The 18414-nt window shown below is 65.0% G+C and carries 24 protein-coding genes; 10 read left to right on the forward strand and 14 right to left on the reverse strand.

Translation table 11 applies throughout. The features are described from left to right. Positions 1-75: 75 nt before the first annotated feature. The 5 genes from GHT07_RS12965 to GHT07_RS12985 form a co-directional block, all read right to left on the reverse strand. A complete protein-coding gene (locus GHT07_RS12965) occupies positions 76-1401 on the reverse strand; it encodes an RNA polymerase sigma factor (RefSeq protein WP_323740923.1) in 1326 nt (441 codons plus the stop codon). Beyond that, positions 1332-1682 (reverse strand): YciI family protein, encoded by a 351-nt coding sequence (locus GHT07_RS12970; protein ID WP_153585509.1) that lies wholly within the window; start codon positions 1680-1682, stop codon positions 1332-1334. Before GHT07_RS12970 ends, GHT07_RS12965 begins: the two co-directional genes overlap by 70 nt. Before the next feature lie 98 nt (positions 1683-1780). Further along, complete coding sequence (locus GHT07_RS12975; protein ID WP_153585510.1) at positions 1781-3052, reverse strand: putative Na+/H+ antiporter; 1272 nt, start codon at positions 3050-3052, stop codon at positions 1781-1783. A gap of 105 nt (positions 3053-3157) precedes the next feature. After that, positions 3158-3349: a zf-HC2 domain-containing protein gene (locus GHT07_RS12980; protein ID WP_153585511.1), complete on the reverse strand. Its 192-nt coding sequence runs from the start codon at positions 3347-3349 to the stop codon at positions 3158-3160. Then, the gene (locus GHT07_RS12985; protein WP_153585512.1) at positions 3346-3921 is read right to left on the reverse strand and encodes a sigma-70 family RNA polymerase sigma factor; all 576 of its coding nucleotides are present in this window, start codon (positions 3919-3921) and stop codon (positions 3346-3348) included. Before GHT07_RS12985 ends, GHT07_RS12980 begins: the two co-directional genes overlap by 4 nt. A gap of 36 nt (positions 3922-3957) precedes the next feature. Between GHT07_RS12985 and GHT07_RS12990 the strand changes: the two genes are divergently transcribed. The 7 genes from GHT07_RS12990 (at position 3958) to GHT07_RS13020 (ending at position 8213) form a co-directional block, all read left to right on the forward strand. After that, entirely contained in the window at positions 3958-4476 is a 519-nt protein-coding gene (locus GHT07_RS12990; protein WP_153585513.1) for a peroxiredoxin family protein, read from the forward strand. 103 nt (positions 4477-4579) lie between these two features. Further along, the gene (locus tag GHT07_RS12995; protein ID WP_153585514.1) at positions 4580-4870 is read left to right on the forward strand and encodes a BufA1 family periplasmic bufferin-type metallophore; all 291 of its coding nucleotides are present in this window, start codon (positions 4580-4582) and stop codon (positions 4868-4870) included. Positions 4871-4890: 20 nt separating this feature from the next. After that, positions 4891-5745, forward strand: coding sequence for a DUF692 domain-containing protein (locus GHT07_RS13000; protein WP_153585515.1), 855 nt, complete (start codon positions 4891-4893; stop codon positions 5743-5745). Continuing rightward, on the forward strand, positions 5742-6557 hold the full coding sequence (locus GHT07_RS13005; protein WP_194792926.1) for an HvfC/BufC family peptide modification chaperone: 816 nt from the start codon (positions 5742-5744) through the stop codon (positions 6555-6557). Before GHT07_RS13000 ends, GHT07_RS13005 begins: the two co-directional genes overlap by 4 nt. Further along, a complete protein-coding gene (locus GHT07_RS13010) occupies positions 6554-7036 on the forward strand; it encodes a DoxX family protein (protein WP_153585517.1) in 483 nt (160 codons plus the stop codon). The genes GHT07_RS13005 and GHT07_RS13010 overlap by 4 nt, the downstream gene beginning before the upstream one ends. 94 nt (positions 7037-7130) lie before the next feature. Then, the gene (locus GHT07_RS13015; RefSeq protein ID WP_153585518.1) at positions 7131-7418 is read left to right on the forward strand and encodes an EF-hand domain-containing protein; all 288 of its coding nucleotides are present in this window, start codon (positions 7131-7133) and stop codon (positions 7416-7418) included. 165 nt (positions 7419-7583) lie between these two features. Then, positions 7584-8213 (forward strand): CDP-alcohol phosphatidyltransferase family protein, encoded by a 630-nt coding sequence (locus GHT07_RS13020; protein ID WP_153585519.1) that lies wholly within the window; start codon positions 7584-7586, stop codon positions 8211-8213. Positions 8214-8251: 38 nt separating this feature from the next. On the opposite strand, the gene GHT07_RS13025 is transcribed toward GHT07_RS13020, so the two are convergent. Further along, entirely contained in the window at positions 8252-8860 is a 609-nt protein-coding gene (locus tag GHT07_RS13025) for a hypothetical protein (RefSeq protein WP_153585520.1), read from the reverse strand. Between the two features lie 27 nt (positions 8861-8887). Next, a complete protein-coding gene (locus GHT07_RS13030) occupies positions 8888-9496 on the reverse strand; it encodes an FHA domain-containing protein (RefSeq protein ID WP_153585521.1) in 609 nt (202 codons plus the stop codon). 127 nt (positions 9497-9623) lie between these two features. On the opposite strand from GHT07_RS13030, the gene msrA reads away from it, so the two are divergent. Then, on the forward strand, positions 9624-10331 hold the full coding sequence (gene msrA, locus GHT07_RS13035; RefSeq protein ID WP_153585522.1) for a peptide-methionine (S)-S-oxide reductase MsrA: 708 nt from the start codon (positions 9624-9626) through the stop codon (positions 10329-10331). Here msrA and GHT07_RS13040 read toward each other — a convergent pair. After that, on the reverse strand, positions 10292-11566 hold the full coding sequence (locus tag GHT07_RS13040) for an MFS transporter (protein WP_153585523.1): 1275 nt from the start codon (positions 11564-11566) through the stop codon (positions 10292-10294). The genes msrA and GHT07_RS13040 overlap by 40 nt on opposite strands. Positions 11567-11621: 55 nt before the next feature. Between GHT07_RS13040 and GHT07_RS13045 the strand changes: the two genes are divergently transcribed. Both GHT07_RS13045 and GHT07_RS13050 read left to right on the forward strand, forming a co-directional pair. Then, entirely contained in the window at positions 11622-12608 is a 987-nt protein-coding gene (locus GHT07_RS13045; protein ID WP_153585578.1) for an LLM class flavin-dependent oxidoreductase, read from the forward strand. Positions 12609-12734: 126 nt separating this feature from the next. After that, positions 12735-13631 (forward strand): dienelactone hydrolase family protein, encoded by an 897-nt coding sequence (locus GHT07_RS13050; RefSeq protein WP_153585524.1) that lies wholly within the window; start codon positions 12735-12737, stop codon positions 13629-13631. Between the two features lie 74 nt (positions 13632-13705). Here GHT07_RS13050 and GHT07_RS13055 read toward each other — a convergent pair whose 3' ends face one another. The 6 genes from GHT07_RS13055 to GHT07_RS13080 all read right to left on the reverse strand — a co-directional run bounded on the left by GHT07_RS13055 (position 13706) and on the right by GHT07_RS13080 (position 18410). Further along, positions 13706-14089, reverse strand: coding sequence for a YXWGXW repeat-containing protein (locus tag GHT07_RS13055; protein ID WP_153585525.1), 384 nt, complete (start codon positions 14087-14089; stop codon positions 13706-13708). A 167-nt stretch (positions 14090-14256) separates the two neighbouring features. Further along, positions 14257-15258 carry an aldo/keto reductase gene (locus GHT07_RS13060; protein WP_153585526.1) on the reverse strand — a complete coding sequence of 334 codons (1002 nt, stop codon included), beginning with the start codon at positions 15256-15258 and terminating at the stop codon, positions 14257-14259. Between the two features lie 4 nt (positions 15259-15262). Next, positions 15263-15850 (reverse strand): molybdopterin-dependent oxidoreductase, encoded by a 588-nt coding sequence (locus GHT07_RS13065; protein WP_153585527.1) that lies wholly within the window; start codon positions 15848-15850, stop codon positions 15263-15265. 139 nt (positions 15851-15989) lie between these two features. Continuing rightward, the gene (locus GHT07_RS13070) at positions 15990-16571 is read right to left on the reverse strand and encodes a hypothetical protein (RefSeq protein ID WP_153585528.1); all 582 of its coding nucleotides are present in this window, start codon (positions 16569-16571) and stop codon (positions 15990-15992) included. 69 nt (positions 16572-16640) lie between these two features. Next, positions 16641-17489: a lysozyme family protein gene (locus tag GHT07_RS13075; protein WP_153585529.1), complete on the reverse strand. Its 849-nt coding sequence runs from the start codon at positions 17487-17489 to the stop codon at positions 16641-16643. A 135-nt stretch (positions 17490-17624) separates the two neighbouring features. Next, positions 17625-18410 carry an SDR family NAD(P)-dependent oxidoreductase gene (locus GHT07_RS13080; RefSeq protein WP_153585530.1) on the reverse strand — a complete coding sequence of 262 codons (786 nt, stop codon included), beginning with the start codon at positions 18408-18410 and terminating at the stop codon, positions 17625-17627. Between the last annotated feature and the right edge of the window lie 4 nt (positions 18411-18414).

The following is an 18414-nucleotide window of genomic DNA, read 5'->3' on the forward strand; positions in this document are numbered from 1 at the left end:
GTTGTATTTCGAAAGACCGTGATCGCAACGCTGAATGCGGCCAACAGGCGAGTCATGCCATAAGCGTGGAGCATTCTAAGTAACCGTCCCAAGCGCCGCCCGCCTCCCCTGCAAAAACCGCCGCACCGCCTCGTCTCTCTCCAACCCGCTCGCGCGCTCATACGCCGCATCGGCCTGATCCTTCGCGCCCATCTGCGCCAGCAGCCCCGCGCGCGCGGCCCAGTACGGCTGGTAGTCAGCCAGCCGCGCATCACCCGCCAGCGAATCCAGCAAGGCAAGGCCTGCCTGCGGCCCTTGGGTATGCGCCAGCGCAACGGCGCGGTTGATCTGCACCACGGGTGAATCGCTCATCGTCGCCAGGGCTTCATACAGGCTTTCAATCGCAGCCCAGTCGGTGCTGCCAGACATCCTGCGCACGGCATGCGCCGATTGCACTGCAGCTTCAAGCTGGAAGCGCCCGATGGTGTTCATCCGGCTCGCCTGCTGCAACGCAGCTTCCGCTTCGTCCATCAACGCAGCATCCCACAGCGCCGTGTCCTGTTCGGCCAGCGGCACATAGGCGCCGTCAGCAGCACGCCTTGCTTTGCGCCGCGCATGCGAATGCAGCATCAGCGACAGCAGCCCCAGCGCCTCTGCGGACTGCGGCAAGAGCGACGCCACCAGCCGCCCCAGCCAGATCGCTTCTTGCGCCAGGTTGCGGCGGCGCACGTCGGTGCCGGCCGCGTCAACCCAGCCTTCGGCGTAAGCGGCGTAGATCGCGTTGAGCACGGCGTCGAGCCGGGCCGCGAGTTCTTCCTGCGCCGGTATGCGAAACGGAATGCCCGCCTGCCGGATGCGGGCCTTCGCGCGCACGAGCCGCTGGCCCATCGTCGACGGCGCCACGAGAAAGGCCGAACCAATCGCGGCAGCATCAAAGCCCAGGATGGTCTGCAGCATCAAGGGTGCACGCATGCCGGCGTCGATGGCCGGATGGGCGCAGGCAAACATCAGGGCAAGCCGGTCGTCAGGGATGGCGTCGGCTTCGTCGTCGCTACTCGCAAGTTCTTCAAGCAGCAACAAATGCTCGCCCGCGCCTTCAGCCGTCTTGCGCTTGCGCGACTCGTCAATGAGGCGGCGGCGCGCTGCCGTGAGCAGCCAGGCCTCGGGGTTGTCGGGGATGCCGCGTGCGGGCCAGGCCTCGAGCGCACTCGCGAAGGCATCGGCCAGCGCATCTTCAGCGCCGGCCACATCGCGCGTGCGGGCAGCCAGAAAAGCGACGAGCTTGCCGTAACTGCGGCGGGCCGCGGCCTCGGCAGCTTGCTGCGCCATCATGGCCGCGCCCTCCATCGGCTTCAGGTCATCGACCAGATCGGCCGCACTTCGATCTTGCCGCCCGTCGCGCCCGGGCAGCGCGCGGCCCACGAGAGCGCTTCATCCAGGTCTTTCGCTTCGATCTGGTAATAGCCGCCCAGCTGCTCCCGCGTCTCTGCATAGGGGCCATTGAGCACTTCGGTCTTGCCGTTGGCCACATGCACGGTGGTGGCCGTGGACGTGGGCTTGAGGCGGTCCGATGCCACGAGGGCACCTGCCTTTCGCAGGGCCTCGGTGTAGGCGCGGTAAGCGACCATCGTCTGCGTGATTTGCTCGGGTGTCGCCTTCATTTCGGCGGCTTCTTCGCTGTAGATCATCAACAGGTATTGCATTTCGAACTCCGTAGTGGGTTGATGCGACGCACATGCGCCGCTGAACCAATGACGTTTGGCGACAAGCCCGTTTCGACAGGCGCGAGCAAATTATTCTGTCAGAGCATCCAGAACGCAGCCAACGCCACCGCCGTGGGTGCCATCGCACCGAGCAGCAATCCACCCGCGCCGATCGTGCCGTCGTCAAAGCCCGATCGCAGCAAGGCCACGCCGGCAGGATTCGGCGCATTCGCAATCACCGTCAAGCCGCCGCCAGCCACTGCACCCGCCACCAGGCTGTACTTGGCCTCGTCGGAAATGCCCTTGACCAGCGAGCCGAGGTACGTGAGCGCCGCGTTGTCCGTCACGGCCGTGAGCGCCGCCGCGCCGAAAAACAGCACCCCGGCGGACATGCGCGAGACGATGGGCTCCAGCCACCACTGCTGCATCCCGCCGATGACCACCAGCCCTGCCAGGAAGAAGGCCACCAGCAATGCTTCCTTGAGGATCAAGGTGTCCTGGTGACGCTCGTACGCTTGCGTGAAGCCGAGGAACATCAGGAACAGCGCGAGAAATGCGACGGGGTGGTGGGCCAGCAGCACCACGGCCGCCAGGAATGCAATGTGGATTGCAATGATGGTCTTGGGCACCGTACAAAGCCGTTCATCTGGCGACGCGGGGGCAACGTCATCGGCCAGGTGTTTGCGCAGCAGCACGACGGCGGCAGTCGCATTGACCAACACGGCCAGCGCGGCCTTCCAGCCGAAGGTTTTGGCCATGAAGGCGGAATTCCAGCTCCACGCGTCGGCCACCATCAATACGGGCGGCGCGGCGAATGACGTCAGCGTTCCGCCAATGGAGACGTTGACGAACAACACGCCCAGGCCAAAGTACTTGAGCGGCTCGGGCACGCCCGCGCGGAACACGCGGGGCGCGAGCATCAGCGCAGCGATGGTCATGGCAGCGGGCTCTGTGATCAATGAACCGAGCAAGGGAATGGCGGCAAAGCTCAGCCAGGTGCTGGCAAGCACCGAGCGCACGGGCGCCACGCGCGCGATGAAATCAACACTCTGCTGCACGGCCTGCAAGATGGGCCGCGTGCCGGCCACCACCATCACCACAAACACGAAAAGCGGCTCGGTGTAGTTGCGTGACTCGGCGTAGGTGAGCGCGCTGGCACCGTCCTGGATGAGCGCCATGAGCAGCACCAGCACGATCGCCCAGAAGCCGAAGACAACCTCCACTTCGCCAAGCAGGTGGAACGCACCGGCATGCCTGGGAAAGCGCGCCGAGAGTCTTTCGAACTGCTTGACGGTGAAGGTGTGGATGAGCGCGACCGCAAAGATGGCGGCGGCGATGATTTGCATGGTGTCTGCGGTGAGCGGGAACATGGTCGCGAATTCTCCGCGTGGCGGCCCGACCAGCGCATGAACCTGTCGCGCCGGGTTGGCACGGACACCCGCTTGAAGTCTAACCGCCTGGCAGGCGCCTCTCGTCTACTCGCCCGTGTACCCGCGCCAGCGCTTGAAGGCGTTTCGCATGGTCAGCAGCTGCGCCTCAAACTTCGGGCAGGTCCTGCAAATGGTCATGTGCAGGCGCAGCGCGACACGTTCGGCGGCAGGCAGCTCGCGGTCTTCCTGCGCGATGAGCAGTGCGGCTACTTCCTTGCAGGTCAGGTCAAGGCTCATGATGCATTCTGCTGGTTGCCAAACCAGTTGATGTCCACGCATTCCCTCAGTCGCAGGCGCGCGCGGTGCAGCTGCACATACAGGTTGGTGGGCGTGAGTTCGAGCTCGCTGCAGATCTGCTCGCAGGGCAGCTCCAGCCATTCGCGCATCAGGAACACGCGGGCCAGCGCCGGCGGCAGCTTTTGCGCGCAGGCCTCGAGCATGGCAAAGAATTGCTGCGACTCGAGCTCCTGCTCGGGGTTGCCCCAGTCAGACGGCTGCGACGCAAAGTGACCGTCCGCCTTGAAGATCAGGGCCTCCAGCTCCTCGCTGCCGTCGCCGCCGTCAAACTGCAGGCACACCTCGCGCTTGCGCTCACGCAAGACGTCGATGACTTTGTGCTTGAGGATGCCGACCAGCCAGGTCTTGAGCTGGCTGCGGCTGCCAAACGACTGCGGCTTCGACAAGGCGGCCAGCAGGGTTTCGGACACGGCGTCTTCAGCCCAGGCCTCGTTGCGCAGCTGCAGCATGGCGTAGCGCACCAGATAAGTCCGGTGCTCGGCCAGTTGGTGTTCGATCGTCATGGCGTGCATGTGTAAGAGGAAATCATCTCACACGACTAAGGCGGCATGAAGACCCACGCACTCACCGGCCTCCTCCTGACTGCCTGCCTGACGGCTGCTGCGCCCGGTGCCCTGGCCGCACCCCCCGCCACGCAGCCCGAGCCCGCAGCCCCCGCCATCCAGTCACGCACGCTGGAGGGCGCGCCGTTCCGGCTGTCGGCGTTGAAAGGCAAGGTGGTGCTGGTCATGTTCTGGAACACCGACTGCGCCGTCTGCCGCGACAAAATGCCCGAGTTGCGCCAGAACTACGAAGGCTGGAAGGGCCAGCCGTTCGAGCTGGTGCTGGTAAGCACCGACAGGCGCAAGGAAGACGTGCAGGCGTACGAGAAGATCATCGCGCGCGTCGTCGCCAAGGAGCAACGCTTCCCGCAGCTGTGGACGGGCGAGCCGGGCTACCAGGACAACTTCGGCGCTCAAACCATGCTGCCCGCCACCTACGTCATCGACAAGGCTGGCCGCATCGTGCTGCGCTTCCATGGACGGATCCCGGCCGAGGCCTGGGACAAGATTTCTGACCTGCTTTGAATCTGGCGCTGCGCTGTAAGAAGTTGCCGCGCCGCCAGACGAAGCATCACCAGCATGTCGCTGGTTTCCATCGACACCCAACCTAGCTTGAACGGAGAACCCCATGAATCAACGAGCCATCGTCGCCGCAGCCGCCCTCGCCCTGCTGTCCACCGCCGCACTGGCCCAGCCCGTCGCACCGAAGGCCGGCCATGAAAAGTGCTTTGGCATCACCAAGGCAGGCCAGAACGATTGCGCCAACATTTCAGGCACACACTCATGCGCCGGCCAGTCCAAGACCGACGGCAACGTCGCCGAGTGGAAGTACGTTCCCGCCGGCACCTGCGCCACCCTCAAGGGCCTGACCATCGACCAGGCTAAGGCCAAGGTCGCCGCCGATTCGAAGAAGGGCTGAACCAGCCCGCCGCGCGCGCCATGACGCAGCCTGTAGGCATCGGCTGGCGCCACGCGCACTATGCGCAGCTGCTGCAAGAGCAGCCGGGGCTGGACTTCATCGAAGTGCACTCCGAGAATTTTTTCGGCGAGGGCGGCGCTGCCCTTGCCGTCCTTCTCGCCGCAAGGCAACGCTACGAAATCAGCCTGCACGGCGTCGGCCTCGCACTGGGGTCGGCATGCGGCATTGACGACTGGCACCTCGACCAGCTCGCGCAGCTCGTGCAGCGCATCGAGCCCGTGCGGGTGAGCGACCACGCCTGTTTTGCGCGCGGCCCGGTCGCCGGCAACACCGTGCATGCCGCTGACCTGCTCCCCATCCCTTTCAATTCCGAAGCGCTCGACGTGATGTGCGCGAACGTGCAGCGCGTGCAAGACCGGCTGCGCCGGCCCTTGCTGGTCGAGAACCTGTCGGCCTATGTACGCATGGCCGGCTCCGATCGCGACGAGACCGATTTCCTCGCCGAACTCGCGCTGCGAACCGGCTGCGGCCTGCTCATCGACGTGAACAACATCTACGTGAATGCGCTGAATGCAAGACTCGCTGGCGACAACATCGACCCGCTCGCCGCCTGCATGCAGTGGCTCGACCGCATTCCCCAAGGCATCGACAGCGAAATCCATGTGGCCGGCCACTGCGTGATGGACGACATCGTGATCGACGACCACGGCAGCCTGGTGTGCGATGCCGTGTGGCAGCTGCACCGGCACGCCGTCAACAGATTCAAGGGCGCCGCGACACTCGTCGAATGGGACACCGGGGTGCCCGCACTCGAAGTGCTGCTGGCCGAAGCGGCGCGCGCACGCTCGAACACGCTGGAGGTCGTGGCGCCATGACGCACACGCCTCTTGCAGTGCAGCAGCAGGCGCTCCTGAAGGCGCTCGGGCTCGCACGCGACGACGAGGCGTTTGCATGGCTAGCCAGCACGGCAACGATCGACACGCAGCCAACCTCGCTGCGTGGCATCACGGCCTACCGCACGAACGCCAATGCGCTGGCAGCCCGCGCATTGCAGGGCGCATTCCCGGTCGTGGCGCAACTGGTGGGCGACGCCAACTTCGACGCGCTGGCCCGCACGCTGTGGCGCAGCGACCCGCCCGTGCGCGGTGATGTCGCCCAATGGGGCGGCCACCTGCCCGCACATATCGAGGCGCTGCCGCAGCTGTGCCGCGATGCGCCCTATCTCGCCGATGTGGCCCGCGTTGAATGGCAGCTGCACTGCGCCGCGACGGCGGCCGACAGCACGGTGGACATGCAGTCACTCGCATTGCTCGCGGAATGCGACCCGGGCGATATCGGGCTGCACCTGGCGCCCGGCACGGCCATCGTGAACAGCACGCACCCTGTCGTCAGCGTCATCCAGGCGCATGGCGGGCAAGCATCTGCCATGGCGCTGGCAGCGCAGCACCTGCGCGACCATGTGGCGCAGACAGCGGTGGTCTGGCGCAGCGGCCTGGCACCGCAACTGCGCGCGGCCGCGCCTGGTGAAGCAGATTTCCTGCGCGCACTGCAAGAAAAGCGCTCGCTCGGCGACTCACTGGACGCTGCCGCCGGCCTGGACTTCCCCTCCTGGCTGGCCGGTGCGGTGCAAAGCGGCTTGCTCACGGGCGCCGCACCACTTCTGAACGATTCCATGGAGAACACATGAACACACGCCTGGCCCAAGCGCTCGCCTACCCGCTCCAATGGTGGCAATACCTCTGCGCGGCGCTCGATAGCCTGCAACCGCTCGCGGCACTCGCTGCACGCGCTTATGTCGGCCATGCCTTCTTCCTGTCGGGCCTGACGAAGATCCGCGACTGGGACACCACACTCGCCCTCTTCGCCGACGAATACAAGGTGCCGCTGCTGCCCCCTGCACTTGCCGCGCCGCTTGGCACTGCCGGCGAGCTGGTGTTGCCGGTGCTGCTGGTGCTTGGCCTGGGCGGGCGCTTTGCAGCGCTCGGGTTGTCGGTCGTGAATATCGTGGCGGTGCTGTCGCTGCAGGAAGTGCTTCCTGTGGCACTGCAGCAGCACACGCTGTGGGGCAGCCTGCTGGCAGGCATCGCCATCTTCGGCCCGGGCGCGTGGTCGCTCGAACGCATCGTGTGGCCGCGCATCAAAAACTTTTTGCAGCCTGTTGTGTAAGAGACGCGAGCCCACTGCGACTCATGCGCACCATGAACATCACTTGAGTTGCAGCGGTGTTCGGGCCCTTAACTTTCTTAACGGAGATTGATCGATGAACCTCAAGACCCTTGCCTCTTCCCTCGCTATTGCCGCTGCCTTCTCGGTGTCGGCCCCCGCCTTCGCTGCCAGCCACACCAATGCCGAATACTTCCCCTTCGCCGAAATCATGGCGATGAAGATGATCGACAAGAACAAGGACGGCATGGTGTCCAAGAAGGAATTCATGGACATGATGACGATGGCCTGGGAGATGAACGCCAAGAAGATGAAGGCGACGGGCGACATGATGACCGACGCGCAGTTCAAGGAATTCCTGATGTACCTGAAGGCCGGCGGCTGATCCACACACGCTTGCATTGCATACTCTCCAAGGGGGCCTTCTGGCCCCTTTTTTTTCAGCAGCAGGCCCTCGGGCCCCTTTTTTTCTGCAGCGGGCTCTCGGCCCCTTTTTTTTGTCGGCCACCGCCGACAGCACCTGGCGTGCAATGCGCCTAGGATGGGCCGGATGAATCAGCCCCACGCACGCCGCCACTTCTCGATGCTCCGGGAATTCCACCTCGCCGACTTCTTCACGCTCGGCAATGCCGCGTGCGGCGTGGGCGCCGTGCTGTTCGCGATGATGTACATGGCCAGTGGCAGCATTGACCACTTCTACGCGGCGGCGGCACTCGCGCCCGCAGCCTTCATCTTCGATGTGCTCGACGGCAAGATCGCGCGGGCGCGGCACCAGCACTCTGCGCTCGGCCGTGAACTCGATTCGCTGTCGGACGTGATTTCGTTCGGTGTGGCACCAGCCGCTCTTGGCTTTGCCGCCGGCATGCGCGGCGGCTGGGACGTGGCGGCGCTGATCTACTTCGTGTGCTGCGGCGTGAGCCGTCTGGCGCGCTTCAACGTCACAGCCGAATCGCTCTCGGGCGGTGGCGACAAGGTGAAGTATTTCGAAGGCACGCCCATTCCCACGAGTGTGGTGCTCACGGGCCTGCTCGCCGTGTGCGCGTGGCAGGGCCGCGTCGGCGATGCGCTATGGGGTGGTGTTTACGCGATTGGCCCGTGGAGCCTTCATCTCGCTGCCCTGCTCTTCGTGGTGTCCGGCAGCCTGATGATCAGCAAGACGCTGCACATTCCCAAGCTGTAGGCGCTGTTGGCCAGCGCCGCGTGGTTGGCGCCGCCGGGTTAGCGCCCCTGCGTGGGCGGCGTGCCGTTGTCGGGCACTGACGCATTCACCGCTGCATACAACGCAGCCAGGTCCGACTCCAGATCCACTGCATCTTCGTCGTGCGGGATGGTGTCGCCGGCTTCGGGCATCGTGTCGTCCATCTCGGCTTGTGCAGCCAGCGATGGCGCCGGCGCCTCCACCTGGATGGGCCGGGCATTGGGCGACGACTTGCCGTCGAACTGCCATGCCAGGCTGAAGATCCACTGGCGGGCCGTCTTGTCCATCTTCTCGACTTCCTGCCAGAAGCCTTCCTGGAACTGGTGGACGTAGCTCATGAGCTGGTCGTCGCCCTTGTGCACGATGAACTGCACATGCACACCGGCCTTGCGTGCGCGCGACTCGACCGACAACACGCGTGCCGTGATCCAGTCTTTGGGGATGGCGTGCTTGCGCATCGTCTCGCGCAGGATCATGTGGACCAGCTCGCGGCGCGCAACGGCACGCATGTGCGGCGTTTCACGCTCGTTGGCGGTGCTGTCGGAATCCGTCGTCGAAGGCGGCGGCAATTTTGACTCGCTGCTGCCGCTGCCCGAGCCTGCGCCAAAAATCTTCTTGATCAAACTCATGGTGGTGTGGTCCGCCTGTTCGGGCAATTATTCCATGCGAAACAACATCCGGTTGCCCGCGAGTTCGAGCACGTCGTGGTTGGACAGCATCACCGGGTCCTCGCCGATCGTGTCGCCATTGAGCGTCGGCCTGCTGGTGCCGTCCAGCCAGGCCACGTAGTAGCCATCGCGCCGGTGCGAAACCGCCACCACCGACACGCCGGGCTTGCCGAACGTTGTCACGGCCTTGACCACCGGCATCTCCAGGCCCGCCGACGATCCGCTCAGCACCTGGAACACGGCATGCGTAGGCTTGGCGGATTCGAGCTGGAAGGCCATCGTCTCGCCAAAGCCGCTGGGCTTTTCGGTCGCCTCCAGGAACTGGATGCGGAAGTTGCCGATGGCGATCACCTCGCCATCACGCAGCTTCTGCCTGCGCACCATCTGGCCATTGATGTAGGTGCCGTTGGTGCTGCGCAGGTCTTCGATGTACACATCGGCCAGCCCCTTGAGCTCGAACACGCAGTGACGGCTGCTGACCACCATGTTGTCGAACACGATGTCGTTGTCGGGGCTGCGGCCGAGTGTCGTGCGGTCCTTTTGCAGGTACACGTGCTTGATCTCGACACCTTCGACGGACGCGATGAGCTGCGGCATGGCAAGCCTCCGGCTGCTGATGGGGCATGGTAGTTCGCGCCACGCAGGCGGGCAAGCGTGTAAGACCCCGGCCGCAGCAACGACAGACAGCCAGGTCCACAATCACCTCTCACACCAGGAGCCACGCATGAACATCCTCTCGACCACCAAGTTCCTGGGCTTTGCCGGCGCGGTGGCCGTTGCAGCCGGCCTGATGGTGGCTAACAGCACCGCTGCCGAAAAGGCTGTGCGCCTGCCGCCGCCCGCGCAAGACAGCCCAGCAGGGGTGGCAGCCACTGAAACGGCCGTGTTCGCAGGCGGCTGCTTCTGGGGCGTGCAAGCCGTGTTCCAGCACACCAACGGCGTGCTGAATGCGGTGTCCGGCTATGCGGGCGGCACCAGGGACACGGCCAAGTACCAGATGGTCGGCAGCGGTCGCACGGGCCATGCCGAATCAGTGCAGGTGACTTTCGACCCGAAGAAGATCAGCTACGGCAAGCTGCTGCAGATCTACTTCTCGGTGGCGCACGATCCGACGCAGCTCAACAGGCAGGGGCCTGATTCGGGCACACAGTACCGCTCGGCGATCTTCTATAACGGCGACACGCAAAAACAGGTCGCGCAAAAATACATCGCGCAGCTGGATGCGGCCAAGGTGTACCCGGCCCGCATCGTCACGCAGGTCGCGCCGCTGGATGCGTTCTACCCGGCGGAGGCCTATCACCAGGACTACGCCACGCTCAACCCGAATGCGGGCTACATCGTGACGTTCGATGCACCCAAGCTCGTCAATCTCAAGGCGCTGATGCCAGAGATTTACCGCGACAAGCCGGTGCTCGTCTCAGGCAGGTCCTGAAGCAGCGGGCGCAGCATCAGCAGGCCCAGCACCGGGCCGATGGCGAGCCACGGCAAGACGTCCGCCAGCGCCCAGATGCCCGAGGCCCACACAAACAGTTCGATGCTCACGATCGAAATCGCAAAGCCGATGCAGTTCGTGAACGTGAGCACGCTGCCCACGACGGCGGGCGGCGCGTTCTGCGCGGCGAGTGTTGAGAACTGCGGCGAGTCGCCCGCGACCGTCGCGCCCCAGACCAGCAGCCAGGCGATGAACACACCCGTGGGTGCACCGAGCATCCACGGCGCGGCAACGCAGCACGCTGCGCTGGTCGCCAGCTGGACATAGGCCACGACGGCGCTGCCCAGCCGCCTGGCAAGCAAGCCACCGCCAACGCATCCCACAAATCCCGCGGCGATCGCAAAGAAGGCCGCTGCGCTCACTTCGCTGCCGACGAAGCGCGTCGCACACACCAGCGGTGCCAGCACGATGAACGAGTACAGCTCCCACATGTGGCCGAAGTAGCCGAACACGGAAGCGCGCAACTTGCGGTCGTGCCACACGAGGCCCAAGGCGCGCGGCGTGATGCGCGATGCGCGGGTTGTCGAGTGCGCTGCTGCATCGGGGTGGGCGGGCACCAGCCACGCCGTTGCCACCCCGCCCGCCGCCGCCAGCAGCGAAACACCGACCACCACCCACTCCCAGGGCGCATGCAGGCCAGTGGCACCGCCCACGCTGGCGGCACCTGCCAGCGCGCGCAGGCCATGCGGCAGCGCCGTGCCGAGCACCAGCGCGCCAATCAGCACGCCCATCACTGCACCGAGCCGTTCGCGATACCAGCTCGCCGCAATCTTCATTCCCACGGGGTAAATGCCCGCGAGCAGGAAGCCGACGCAGAACCGCGTCACCAACAAGAAGCCCATGTCGCCATTCGCGAGCAGCGTCAATGCATTCATGCACGCGCCCAGCAGCGAACACACCAGGAACACGCGCGGTGGCGCGAAGCGGTCGGCAATCATGGCCAGCGCAAACACGAGCGTGCCCACCACGAAGCCGAGCTGGATGGCCGAGGTGAGCGTGCCGAGCGACGACGCAGGCCAGCCCCATTGCTGCTGCAAGTCAGGCATGACGGCGTTGACAGCAAACCACAGCGAGGTGCCCGCGAATTGCGCCAGAACGATCACGGGCAGGATGCGGCTGGGAACGGGAATGGGAATGGGAACGGGAACGGGGGCAGGAGCAGCTATGCTGGACATCGCTGGCAGCATACACACACCTTGTGCATGCGCTGCGCGCCCCCACCTGCACACGATGATTCCGTTCTCCGTACTCGACCTCTCCCCCATCACCCAAGGCTCAGACGCGGCGCAGTCGTTTCGCCGCTCGCTCGACCTGGCGCAGCACGCCGAGCGCTGGGGCTTCAACCGCTACTGGCTCGCCGAGCATCACGGCATGCCTGGCATTGCGAGTGCGGCCACCTCCGTGCTCATCGGCCATATCGCGGGGGGCACCAAGTCCATTCGCGTCGGGGCGGGCGGCATCATGCTGCCCAATCATTCGCCGCTTGTCATTGCCGAGCAGTTCGGCACGCTCGAGGCGCTCTATCCGGGCCGCATCGACCTGGGGCTGGGCCGCGCACCCGGCTCCGACCAGGCGACGGCGCGTGCCATGCGCCGCAATCTCGCCACCGATGCCGACGAGTTTCCGCAAGACGTGGTCGAGTTGATCGACCTGATGTCCGACGAGCCGCGGCAGCATGTGCGCGCAGTGCCTGGCCGTGGGGCGAAGGTGCCGGTGTGGATTCTGGGCTCGAGCCTGTTCGGCGCGCAGCTCGCGGCCATGCTCGGCCTGCCGTATGCATTCGCGTCGCACTTTGCACCGCAGCAGCTCATGCAGGCGCTGGAGGTCTATCGCGCCACGTTCCGTCCGTCGGAGTTTCTCGCCAGGCCGTATGTGATGCTGGGCTTCAACGTCTTTGCGGCGGACTCTGATGAAGAGGCGCAGATCCGCGCAACCTCGAGCCAGCAGGCTTTCGTGAATTTGCGCAGTGGCCGTCCGGCACCGCTGCCGCCACCGCTTGCGGGTTACCGCGAGAGCGTGGGGCCCGCTGAACGCGCCTTGCTCGACAGCGTGTTGTCGTGCGCGGCCATTGGTTCGCCCGCGACAGTCAAGGACGGCCTGCGCGCTTTCATTGAGCGCACGCAAGCCGACGAGTTGATGATCACCTCGAACATCTTCGATCACGATGCGCGGCTGCGGTCGTACGAGATTGCTGCCGAGGTTCGCACCGCGCTTTGAGCAACGCGGCTGCCAGTTCACGGCAGCTCACAGCAGCACACGGCAGGCCGGCTCTGCCGCGATACCCCCACAAGCCTGTCAGGCCATGTTCAAAGCTATCCTGCCGCAAAAACCACAGGAGACAGCATGCCACCCCGCCTCACAGCGCAGGACTTCGACCAGGAGGTCCTTGCCCTTTTCGACGCGTATGTCCACGGCCATCTCGACCGCCGCGGCTTTCTCGACAAGGCCCAGAAGTTTGCCAAGGCGGGGGTGACAGCGGCCGGGCTGCTCGCAGCACTGCGCCCCGACTTCGCCGCAGGCCAGCAAGTGCCCAAAGACGATGCGCGCATCAAGACGGAATACCTCACCTTCCCCTCACCCGACGGCAACGGAGACGGCCGGGGCTATCTCGCCCGGCCCGCCAGCGCAACGGCAGCCACCAGGCTGCCCACCGTGCTGGTCATCCACGAGAACCGCGGCCTGAACCCGCACATTGAAGACATCACGCGCCGGCTCGCGCTCGACGGCTTCCTCGCATTTGCGCCGGATGCCCTGTTCATCGTCGGCGGCTATCCGGGCGACGAAGAAAAGGCCGTCGGCCTTTTTTCAAAGCTCGACCGTCCGAACATCGAAGCCGATTTCGTGGCGGCTGCCCGCTGGATTCGCACACATGCCAACTCGAACGGAAAACTCGGTGCTGTCGGTTTCTGTTACGGCGGCGGCATCGTGCACATGCTGTCAACACGCCTGCCTGAACTGACCGCGGGCGTGCCCTTCTACGGCAACACGCCCGCAGTGGAACTCGCGCCGCGCGTGAAGGCACCGCTGCTGGTTCAGCTGGCCGCCAACGACGATCGCATCAATGCGTCCTGGCCCGCCTACGAAGCCGCCCTGAAGGCGGCGGGCGCGCGCTTCACGATGCATCAGTACCCGGGCACGCAGCACGGCTTCAACAACGACACCACGCCGCGTTACGACGCTGCGGCTGCAAAGCTGGCGTGGGACCGCACGATTGCCTTCTTCCGGGCCCAGCTCGCGTAGCATCGCGCGCAAAAAAAAAGAGACGACCGCTACTCCCGCAGGAGTCGCGATCGTCTCGGTCCGGTCAGGAACGATCAGTTCTTGTTCGGATTGTTCGGGCGTGCGTCGTAGCGGTTCGGCACGCCGTCGCCGTCACGGTCGCGCATGCCGGGGCGTGCACCGCGTTCCCAGTGGCCAGCCACCATCACCCAGCGGCCATTGCGCTCAACCCAGTTGTCCGGCACCCAGTGCATGCCGCGGCGCTCACGCACGAAGCGGCCTTCCACCCAGCGGTACTGGCCGTTGCGCCACACGTAGTGGCCCGGTGCCCACTCATGGCCCCGGCGCATTTCCGGCGGGGCTTCAGAGCGCGGGGGCGGCGGTGCTTCCGTGATGACATAAGTGCGCGCGGTAGCGACGAACGGTACCGTTGCGAACGAGGCGCCGATGACGGTGGCGATCAAAATTTTCTTCAACATGGTGTAAACCTCCGAAATGGTGGTCGAGGTTCAAAAGGGGATGAAGTCTCTTTATGACCAACGTCCAGAGTGTTCGCACGTTGACCCCTGCCGCGTAGGACAAAGTCGCGTGTGCGCCCGGCAGCGCGCGCTGGTGGCAGGCAGCCATCGCCTACGCACGCTGCTGCTCAGTTCACACGTGCGTGCAGCGGGTACGCCGGATCGGTGTAGCCCGGCGTTGAAGGATGGCCGGGGCGCACATACGAGTCGACCAGCGCCTCGTCCTGCGCAGTGATCGTGCAGTCAAGCGCGGGCAGGTAGTCTTGCCACTGCGCCAGCGTGCGCGGCCCCGCAATCACCGAACTCACGGCGCGATGGGCCAGCACCCACGCCGTGGCGAACTGCGCGAGCGACACGCCCTTGCCTTGCGCATGCGCCTGCAACTTCTGCGCGATGACAAGCGACTCTTCGCGAAACTCCGTCTCTGCCATTCGCCTGTCGCCGCGCGCGGCGCGTGTGCCTTCCTGCGGCGCCTGCCCCGGCAGGTACTTGCCTGTGAGCACACCGCGCGCCACCGGGCTGTACGGCACCACGCCAATGCCGTAGTGGTGGCACGCCGGCATGATTTCAACTTCAGGCATGCGGTTGAGCAGGTTGTAGTAAGGCTGGCACACCACCGGCTTCGGCACGCCCAGCTGCTGCGCCACGCGCACGATCTCGGCAATGCGCCAGCCGCGGAAATTCGAGACGCCCCAGTAGCGCACCTTGCCGGAATCGATCAGCGCGCCGACGGCCCGCAACGGCTCTTCGAGGTCCATGCCGTTGTAGTCGCGGTGGAAGTAGAGGATGTCGATGTGATCCATCTGCAGGCGCTTGAGGCTGGCATCGGCTTCACGAAGAATCCAGGTGCGCGAATACTTGGCCTCATTCACGCGCTCGCTCATCTTGTTGCCCAGCTTGGTCGCCACGACCCAGTCGTGCCGCTGGTCCTTGAGCACCTCGCCCAGCATCGTCTCCGACGCGCCCTTGGTGTAGACGTCCGCCGTGTCGACGAAATTCACGCCGTGGCCGCTTGCGTGCGCGACGATCTCGCGTGCCTCGGCCATGGCGGTCTGGTCGCCGAACATCATCGTGCCCAGGCACAGGCGAGACACTTCGAGCTGGCTGCTGCCGAGCGGTGCGTATTTCATTCGATCAAGCCTGCACGTCAATGTGAAAGAGCGCCCACGGGCAGTTCGCAAAGCGCGCGTCCACCGGTTTGGCGGCCATGTCGGCAAAGCCGTCAGGCTCGTAGACACCCCACAGCGGGCCCAGGCCGCCCAGCGGCATCGGCTTGCCGTCAAAGTGCGTCGCAACGATGAAGCGGTATTTGCGTGCGTCGGCAATCGTCACGGTTGGCGAATAGCCGTCGACAGCGCGCATGGCCAGCTTGCCGGTGTCGCCCGTGACGCCGCAGGCCTTGAGCACATCGACCAGCAGCGGCCCGCGCAACGTGTGCACCTTCTTGTCGTACTCGATGGTGGGCTTGATCGTCGACGCAGGCATCGCCGTCAGCGCCTCGAAGGTGAAGGCATGTGCCTTCTCGAAAGTCACCTTCTGCTTGGCGAGCATCTGGTCGAGCATCGGGTCGAGCGGGCCACGATTGGTTTTGGTGACCGCGCCTGTGACCGTCAGCAGCGTGGGTGACTTGAGGTTTTCGACAGGCTGGCTGGCTGCGCGTGCAGCAAAAGGCATGGCGATGGCTGCGGCAGCAGCGCCGCCCAGGAAGTTGCGTTTTTTCATTGGCAAAGTCTCCTTCAGGTGAAATGGATTTTCAGCAAGCCGGTTGGTGCATCGAAGCCGCTGCCTGCGGCACAGGGCGAGCCGTCGTCGAGCTGGTGGAGGCGTTGCTGCCGACTCATGAGCGCGGGCCAGGTGGCGCTCAGTCGTCCATGTGGAACCAGTCGGTTTCCGGCAGCGTCTTCATGAAGTTCATCACCTGGGCGAGCACACCATGCTGGTCGGCCCACTCGAAGTGTTCGCGCAGGCACGTGCGCTTGGTGATTGACGGTGTCGAGTTCCACAGCGGCCCGATGAGCGGCGGCGTCGGCTTGCTCTTCGTGCGGTTGGGAAGCATCTCGTAGAGCGTCTGCCAGTGGTTCGGGCGCGGGCACACACGGTTGTTGCGGCGCGCCTCCAGCATGGCGTCGTCAACTGTGGCCACGCGGTTGCGCCGGCGCATGCGCGCTTCGGATTCAGAACCGGGGTCCTCGCCGAGCTTGGCGGGCACCGTACTCATGGTGCTCGCATGGTCGCTGGTCAGGCTCACAGGCCCCGTGCGCGCATAGCCCTGGTCGCCCGGCGGTTTCTGCTCAATGGACTTGTTCGCCTCGACCCACATGTCCCATGCGGAGTCGGTATCCTTTTCGACAGCATTGGTCTGCGCGCGGAAGTCGCGCGCGGAATAGAGCGCACCGGTGTCAGTCAGCGGCGCGGGATCGAATTTTTTCTTGTCGGTCGCCATGCGTGGTCTTGTGGAGCAGCGCTCACTCTACCGTGAGTTGTCCGGCTGCGCCATTGTCGTGCAAAGGTTTTACCTCGAATTCACCTGGATTGAATTTGCCGCCACCGCGAGCGCACGGCCACTGCTGTACTTCGCGGCTTGCACTTGCGCGTCGAGCCATGCGGCCTCCTGTGCGCCGGTGCGCGCATTTTCAATGTGGCGCTGCGTTTCGCGGGGCAGCTGCAGCGTGTTGCGGCCGTTCCAGGCGTTGCGGCCGCGCGTCGACAGGTTGTAGTAGATCGAGACGCCTTCGCGCAGTTTCTCGGCGCGGTCGGGGCCGCTGAGCTTCAGGCCGGAAAGCCGCTGCGCACTCCACAGGGCGGCTTCCTTCATGTGCAGTGCGGCGACATGCACGGACTCCACCGGATCATTCGGGTCTGCCAGTCCCAGCGCCCGCGCCGTTGCCGGCTCGAACTGGGCAATGCCAAGGTTGGGCGTTCCGTCCTTGCTGGCGCCCCTGCGCGGAATCCACGAAGTCTCGGCGTTGATGATGCCGTACACATCCCGGAACGTCAGGCCGACGTCGGCCAGGCGCGCATGCTCGGCTGCCGACTTGGCAAGCAACAGGCGCGAGCTTTCGTCAGGCGTCTTCAGGACTGCCGCACCCAGCCGCGTTTCGACCCAGCGGATCTTCTTGCGCAGCTGCACGTAGTAACTCTCGTTGGCTGCGGCGACGGGCGCTGCGGCTAGCGTGCCCGCGGCCAGCGCAACGCCGGCAGCAGGTGAAGAGACATGTGGGGCAGCAGGTGCAACCGCGGTGGCCGGGGCCGGCTCATCAAGCAGCCAGCCCCCATTCATCTGCACACCGATGAGGCATCCCAGGGTCACGGTGAGAAAGCCGGCAATTGCAGAGTGAACGGGTCGAACAACGAGAATCATGTAGGTCCTTTCTTACGCGAGTAGGAAAGGAGCGCGTGACACCCGGCGAGTTCACCCTGCTTTCAACTGAGGGTGCCCCTTGGCGGCATTGCGAGAACTATTCACGCGGGGCGGCACCACAAGGCGCGCCGAAGCTCAGCGCTGGATCAACGGCGCAGCCCGCCCGCCCAGGTGCATGCCGGAATCCAGTTGCACCAGCTCCCCGCTCACCGTGCGCGCGTGGATGAGCCACACGATCGCCTCTGCAACATCTTGCGGCGTGCACGCCACGCCGAGCGGCGCCATGGCTTCGTAGGCTGCGCGCGTTTTCTCGAAGCCCGCCTGCCCCACCCCATCAACAAACCAGCGGGTGGTGATGAGCCCGGGGCAAACGGCATTGACCCGCACATCAGGCGCCAGCGTGCGCGCCATGTGCAGCGTCATCGAGTTGAGCGCGCCTTTCGATGCGATGTAGGGCACCGATGAGCCAATGCCCAGCGAGCCGGCGATCGACGACACATTGACCACATTGCCGCGCGAGCCCTTCAGGTGCGGCAGGCACGCGCGGATCATCTGGAACGCGCCGACCACATTCACACCCATGATGCGTGCAAAGGTCGAGGCGTCGAGCGCGTCCCACGCGGCGGCTTCGGCGAACACCGAAATGCCGGCGTTGTTCACGAGCGTGTCGATGCGGCCCCAGCGCTCGACAGTCTGCCGCACGAGGCCCACGCAGTCTGCGTCGCTGGAAACATCGCCACGCACGAGCAGTGTGGCAGCGCCTGCTGCTTCGCAGCTGCGCTGCGTCTCGCGCGCTTCTTCTTCGCTGCGCGAATAGTTCACCACCACATCGAAGCCGCGCTGCGCGAGCATCAAGGCAGTGGCAGCGCCGACGCCGGTCGCCGAACCCGTGACGATCGCGACCTGCCGAGGAGCATTCATGGGG

Origin of the sequence: Caenimonas koreensis DSM 17982, assembly GCF_009646335.1 — a bacterium.
GTDB classification, from domain to species: Bacteria; Pseudomonadota; Gammaproteobacteria; order Burkholderiales; family Burkholderiaceae_C; genus Ramlibacter; species Ramlibacter koreensis.

Bases quoted from the DNA above. Each gene is read 5' to 3' on its own strand.
- GHT07_RS13015 (WP_153585518.1), top strand. From the start codon at position 7,131: ATGAACCTCAAGACCCTTGCCTCTTCCCTCGCTATTGCCGCTGCCTTC.
- GHT07_RS13070 (WP_153585528.1), bottom strand. From the start codon at position 16,571: ATGGCGACCGACAAGAAAAAATTCGATCCCGCGCCGCTGACTGACACC.
- GHT07_RS13025 (WP_153585520.1), bottom strand. From the start codon at position 8,860: ATGAGTTTGATCAAGAAGATTTTTGGCGCAGGCTCGGGCAGCGGCAGC.
- GHT07_RS13005 (WP_194792926.1), top strand. From the start codon at position 5,742: ATGACGCACACGCCTCTTGCAGTGCAGCAGCAGGCGCTCCTGAAGGCG.
- GHT07_RS13055 (WP_153585525.1), bottom strand. From the start codon at position 14,089: ATGTTGAAGAAAATTTTGATCGCCACCGTCATCGGCGCCTCGTTCGCA.
- GHT07_RS13030 (WP_153585521.1), bottom strand. From the start codon at position 9,496: ATGCCGCAGCTCATCGCGTCCGTCGAAGGTGTCGAGATCAAGCACGTG.
- GHT07_RS12975 (WP_153585510.1), bottom strand. From the start codon at position 3,052: ATGTTCCCGCTCACCGCAGACACCATGCAAATCATCGCCGCCGCCATC.
- GHT07_RS13050 (WP_153585524.1), top strand. From the start codon at position 12,735: ATGCCACCCCGCCTCACAGCGCAGGACTTCGACCAGGAGGTCCTTGCC.
- GHT07_RS12995 (WP_153585514.1), top strand. From the start codon at position 4,580: ATGAATCAACGAGCCATCGTCGCCGCAGCCGCCCTCGCCCTGCTGTCC.
- GHT07_RS13065 (WP_153585527.1), bottom strand. From the start codon at position 15,850: ATGAAAAAACGCAACTTCCTGGGCGGCGCTGCTGCCGCAGCCATCGCC.
- GHT07_RS13040 (WP_153585523.1), bottom strand. From the start codon at position 11,566: ATGTCCAGCATAGCTGCTCCTGCCCCCGTTCCCGTTCCCATTCCCATT.
- GHT07_RS12985 (WP_153585512.1), bottom strand. From the start codon at position 3,921: ATGCACGCCATGACGATCGAACACCAACTGGCCGAGCACCGGACTTAT.
- GHT07_RS13060 (WP_153585526.1), bottom strand. From the start codon at position 15,258: ATGAAATACGCACCGCTCGGCAGCAGCCAGCTCGAAGTGTCTCGCCTG.
- msrA (WP_153585522.1), top strand. From the start codon at position 9,624: ATGAACATCCTCTCGACCACCAAGTTCCTGGGCTTTGCCGGCGCGGTG.
- GHT07_RS12980 (WP_153585511.1), bottom strand. From the start codon at position 3,349: ATGAGCCTTGACCTGACCTGCAAGGAAGTAGCCGCACTGCTCATCGCG.
- GHT07_RS12970 (WP_153585509.1), bottom strand. From the start codon at position 1,682: ATGCAATACCTGTTGATGATCTACAGCGAAGAAGCCGCCGAAATGAAG.
- GHT07_RS13075 (WP_153585529.1), bottom strand. From the start codon at position 17,489: ATGATTCTCGTTGTTCGACCCGTTCACTCTGCAATTGCCGGCTTTCTC.
- GHT07_RS13080 (WP_153585530.1), bottom strand. From the start codon at position 18,410: ATGAATGCTCCTCGGCAGGTCGCGATCGTCACGGGTTCGGCGACCGGC.
- GHT07_RS12990 (WP_153585513.1), top strand. From the start codon at position 3,958: ATGAAGACCCACGCACTCACCGGCCTCCTCCTGACTGCCTGCCTGACG.
- GHT07_RS13020 (WP_153585519.1), top strand. From the start codon at position 7,584: ATGAATCAGCCCCACGCACGCCGCCACTTCTCGATGCTCCGGGAATTC.
- GHT07_RS13000 (WP_153585515.1), top strand. From the start codon at position 4,891: ATGACGCAGCCTGTAGGCATCGGCTGGCGCCACGCGCACTATGCGCAG.
- GHT07_RS13010 (WP_153585517.1), top strand. From the start codon at position 6,554: ATGAACACACGCCTGGCCCAAGCGCTCGCCTACCCGCTCCAATGGTGG.
- GHT07_RS13045 (WP_153585578.1), top strand. From the start codon at position 11,622: ATGATTCCGTTCTCCGTACTCGACCTCTCCCCCATCACCCAAGGCTCA.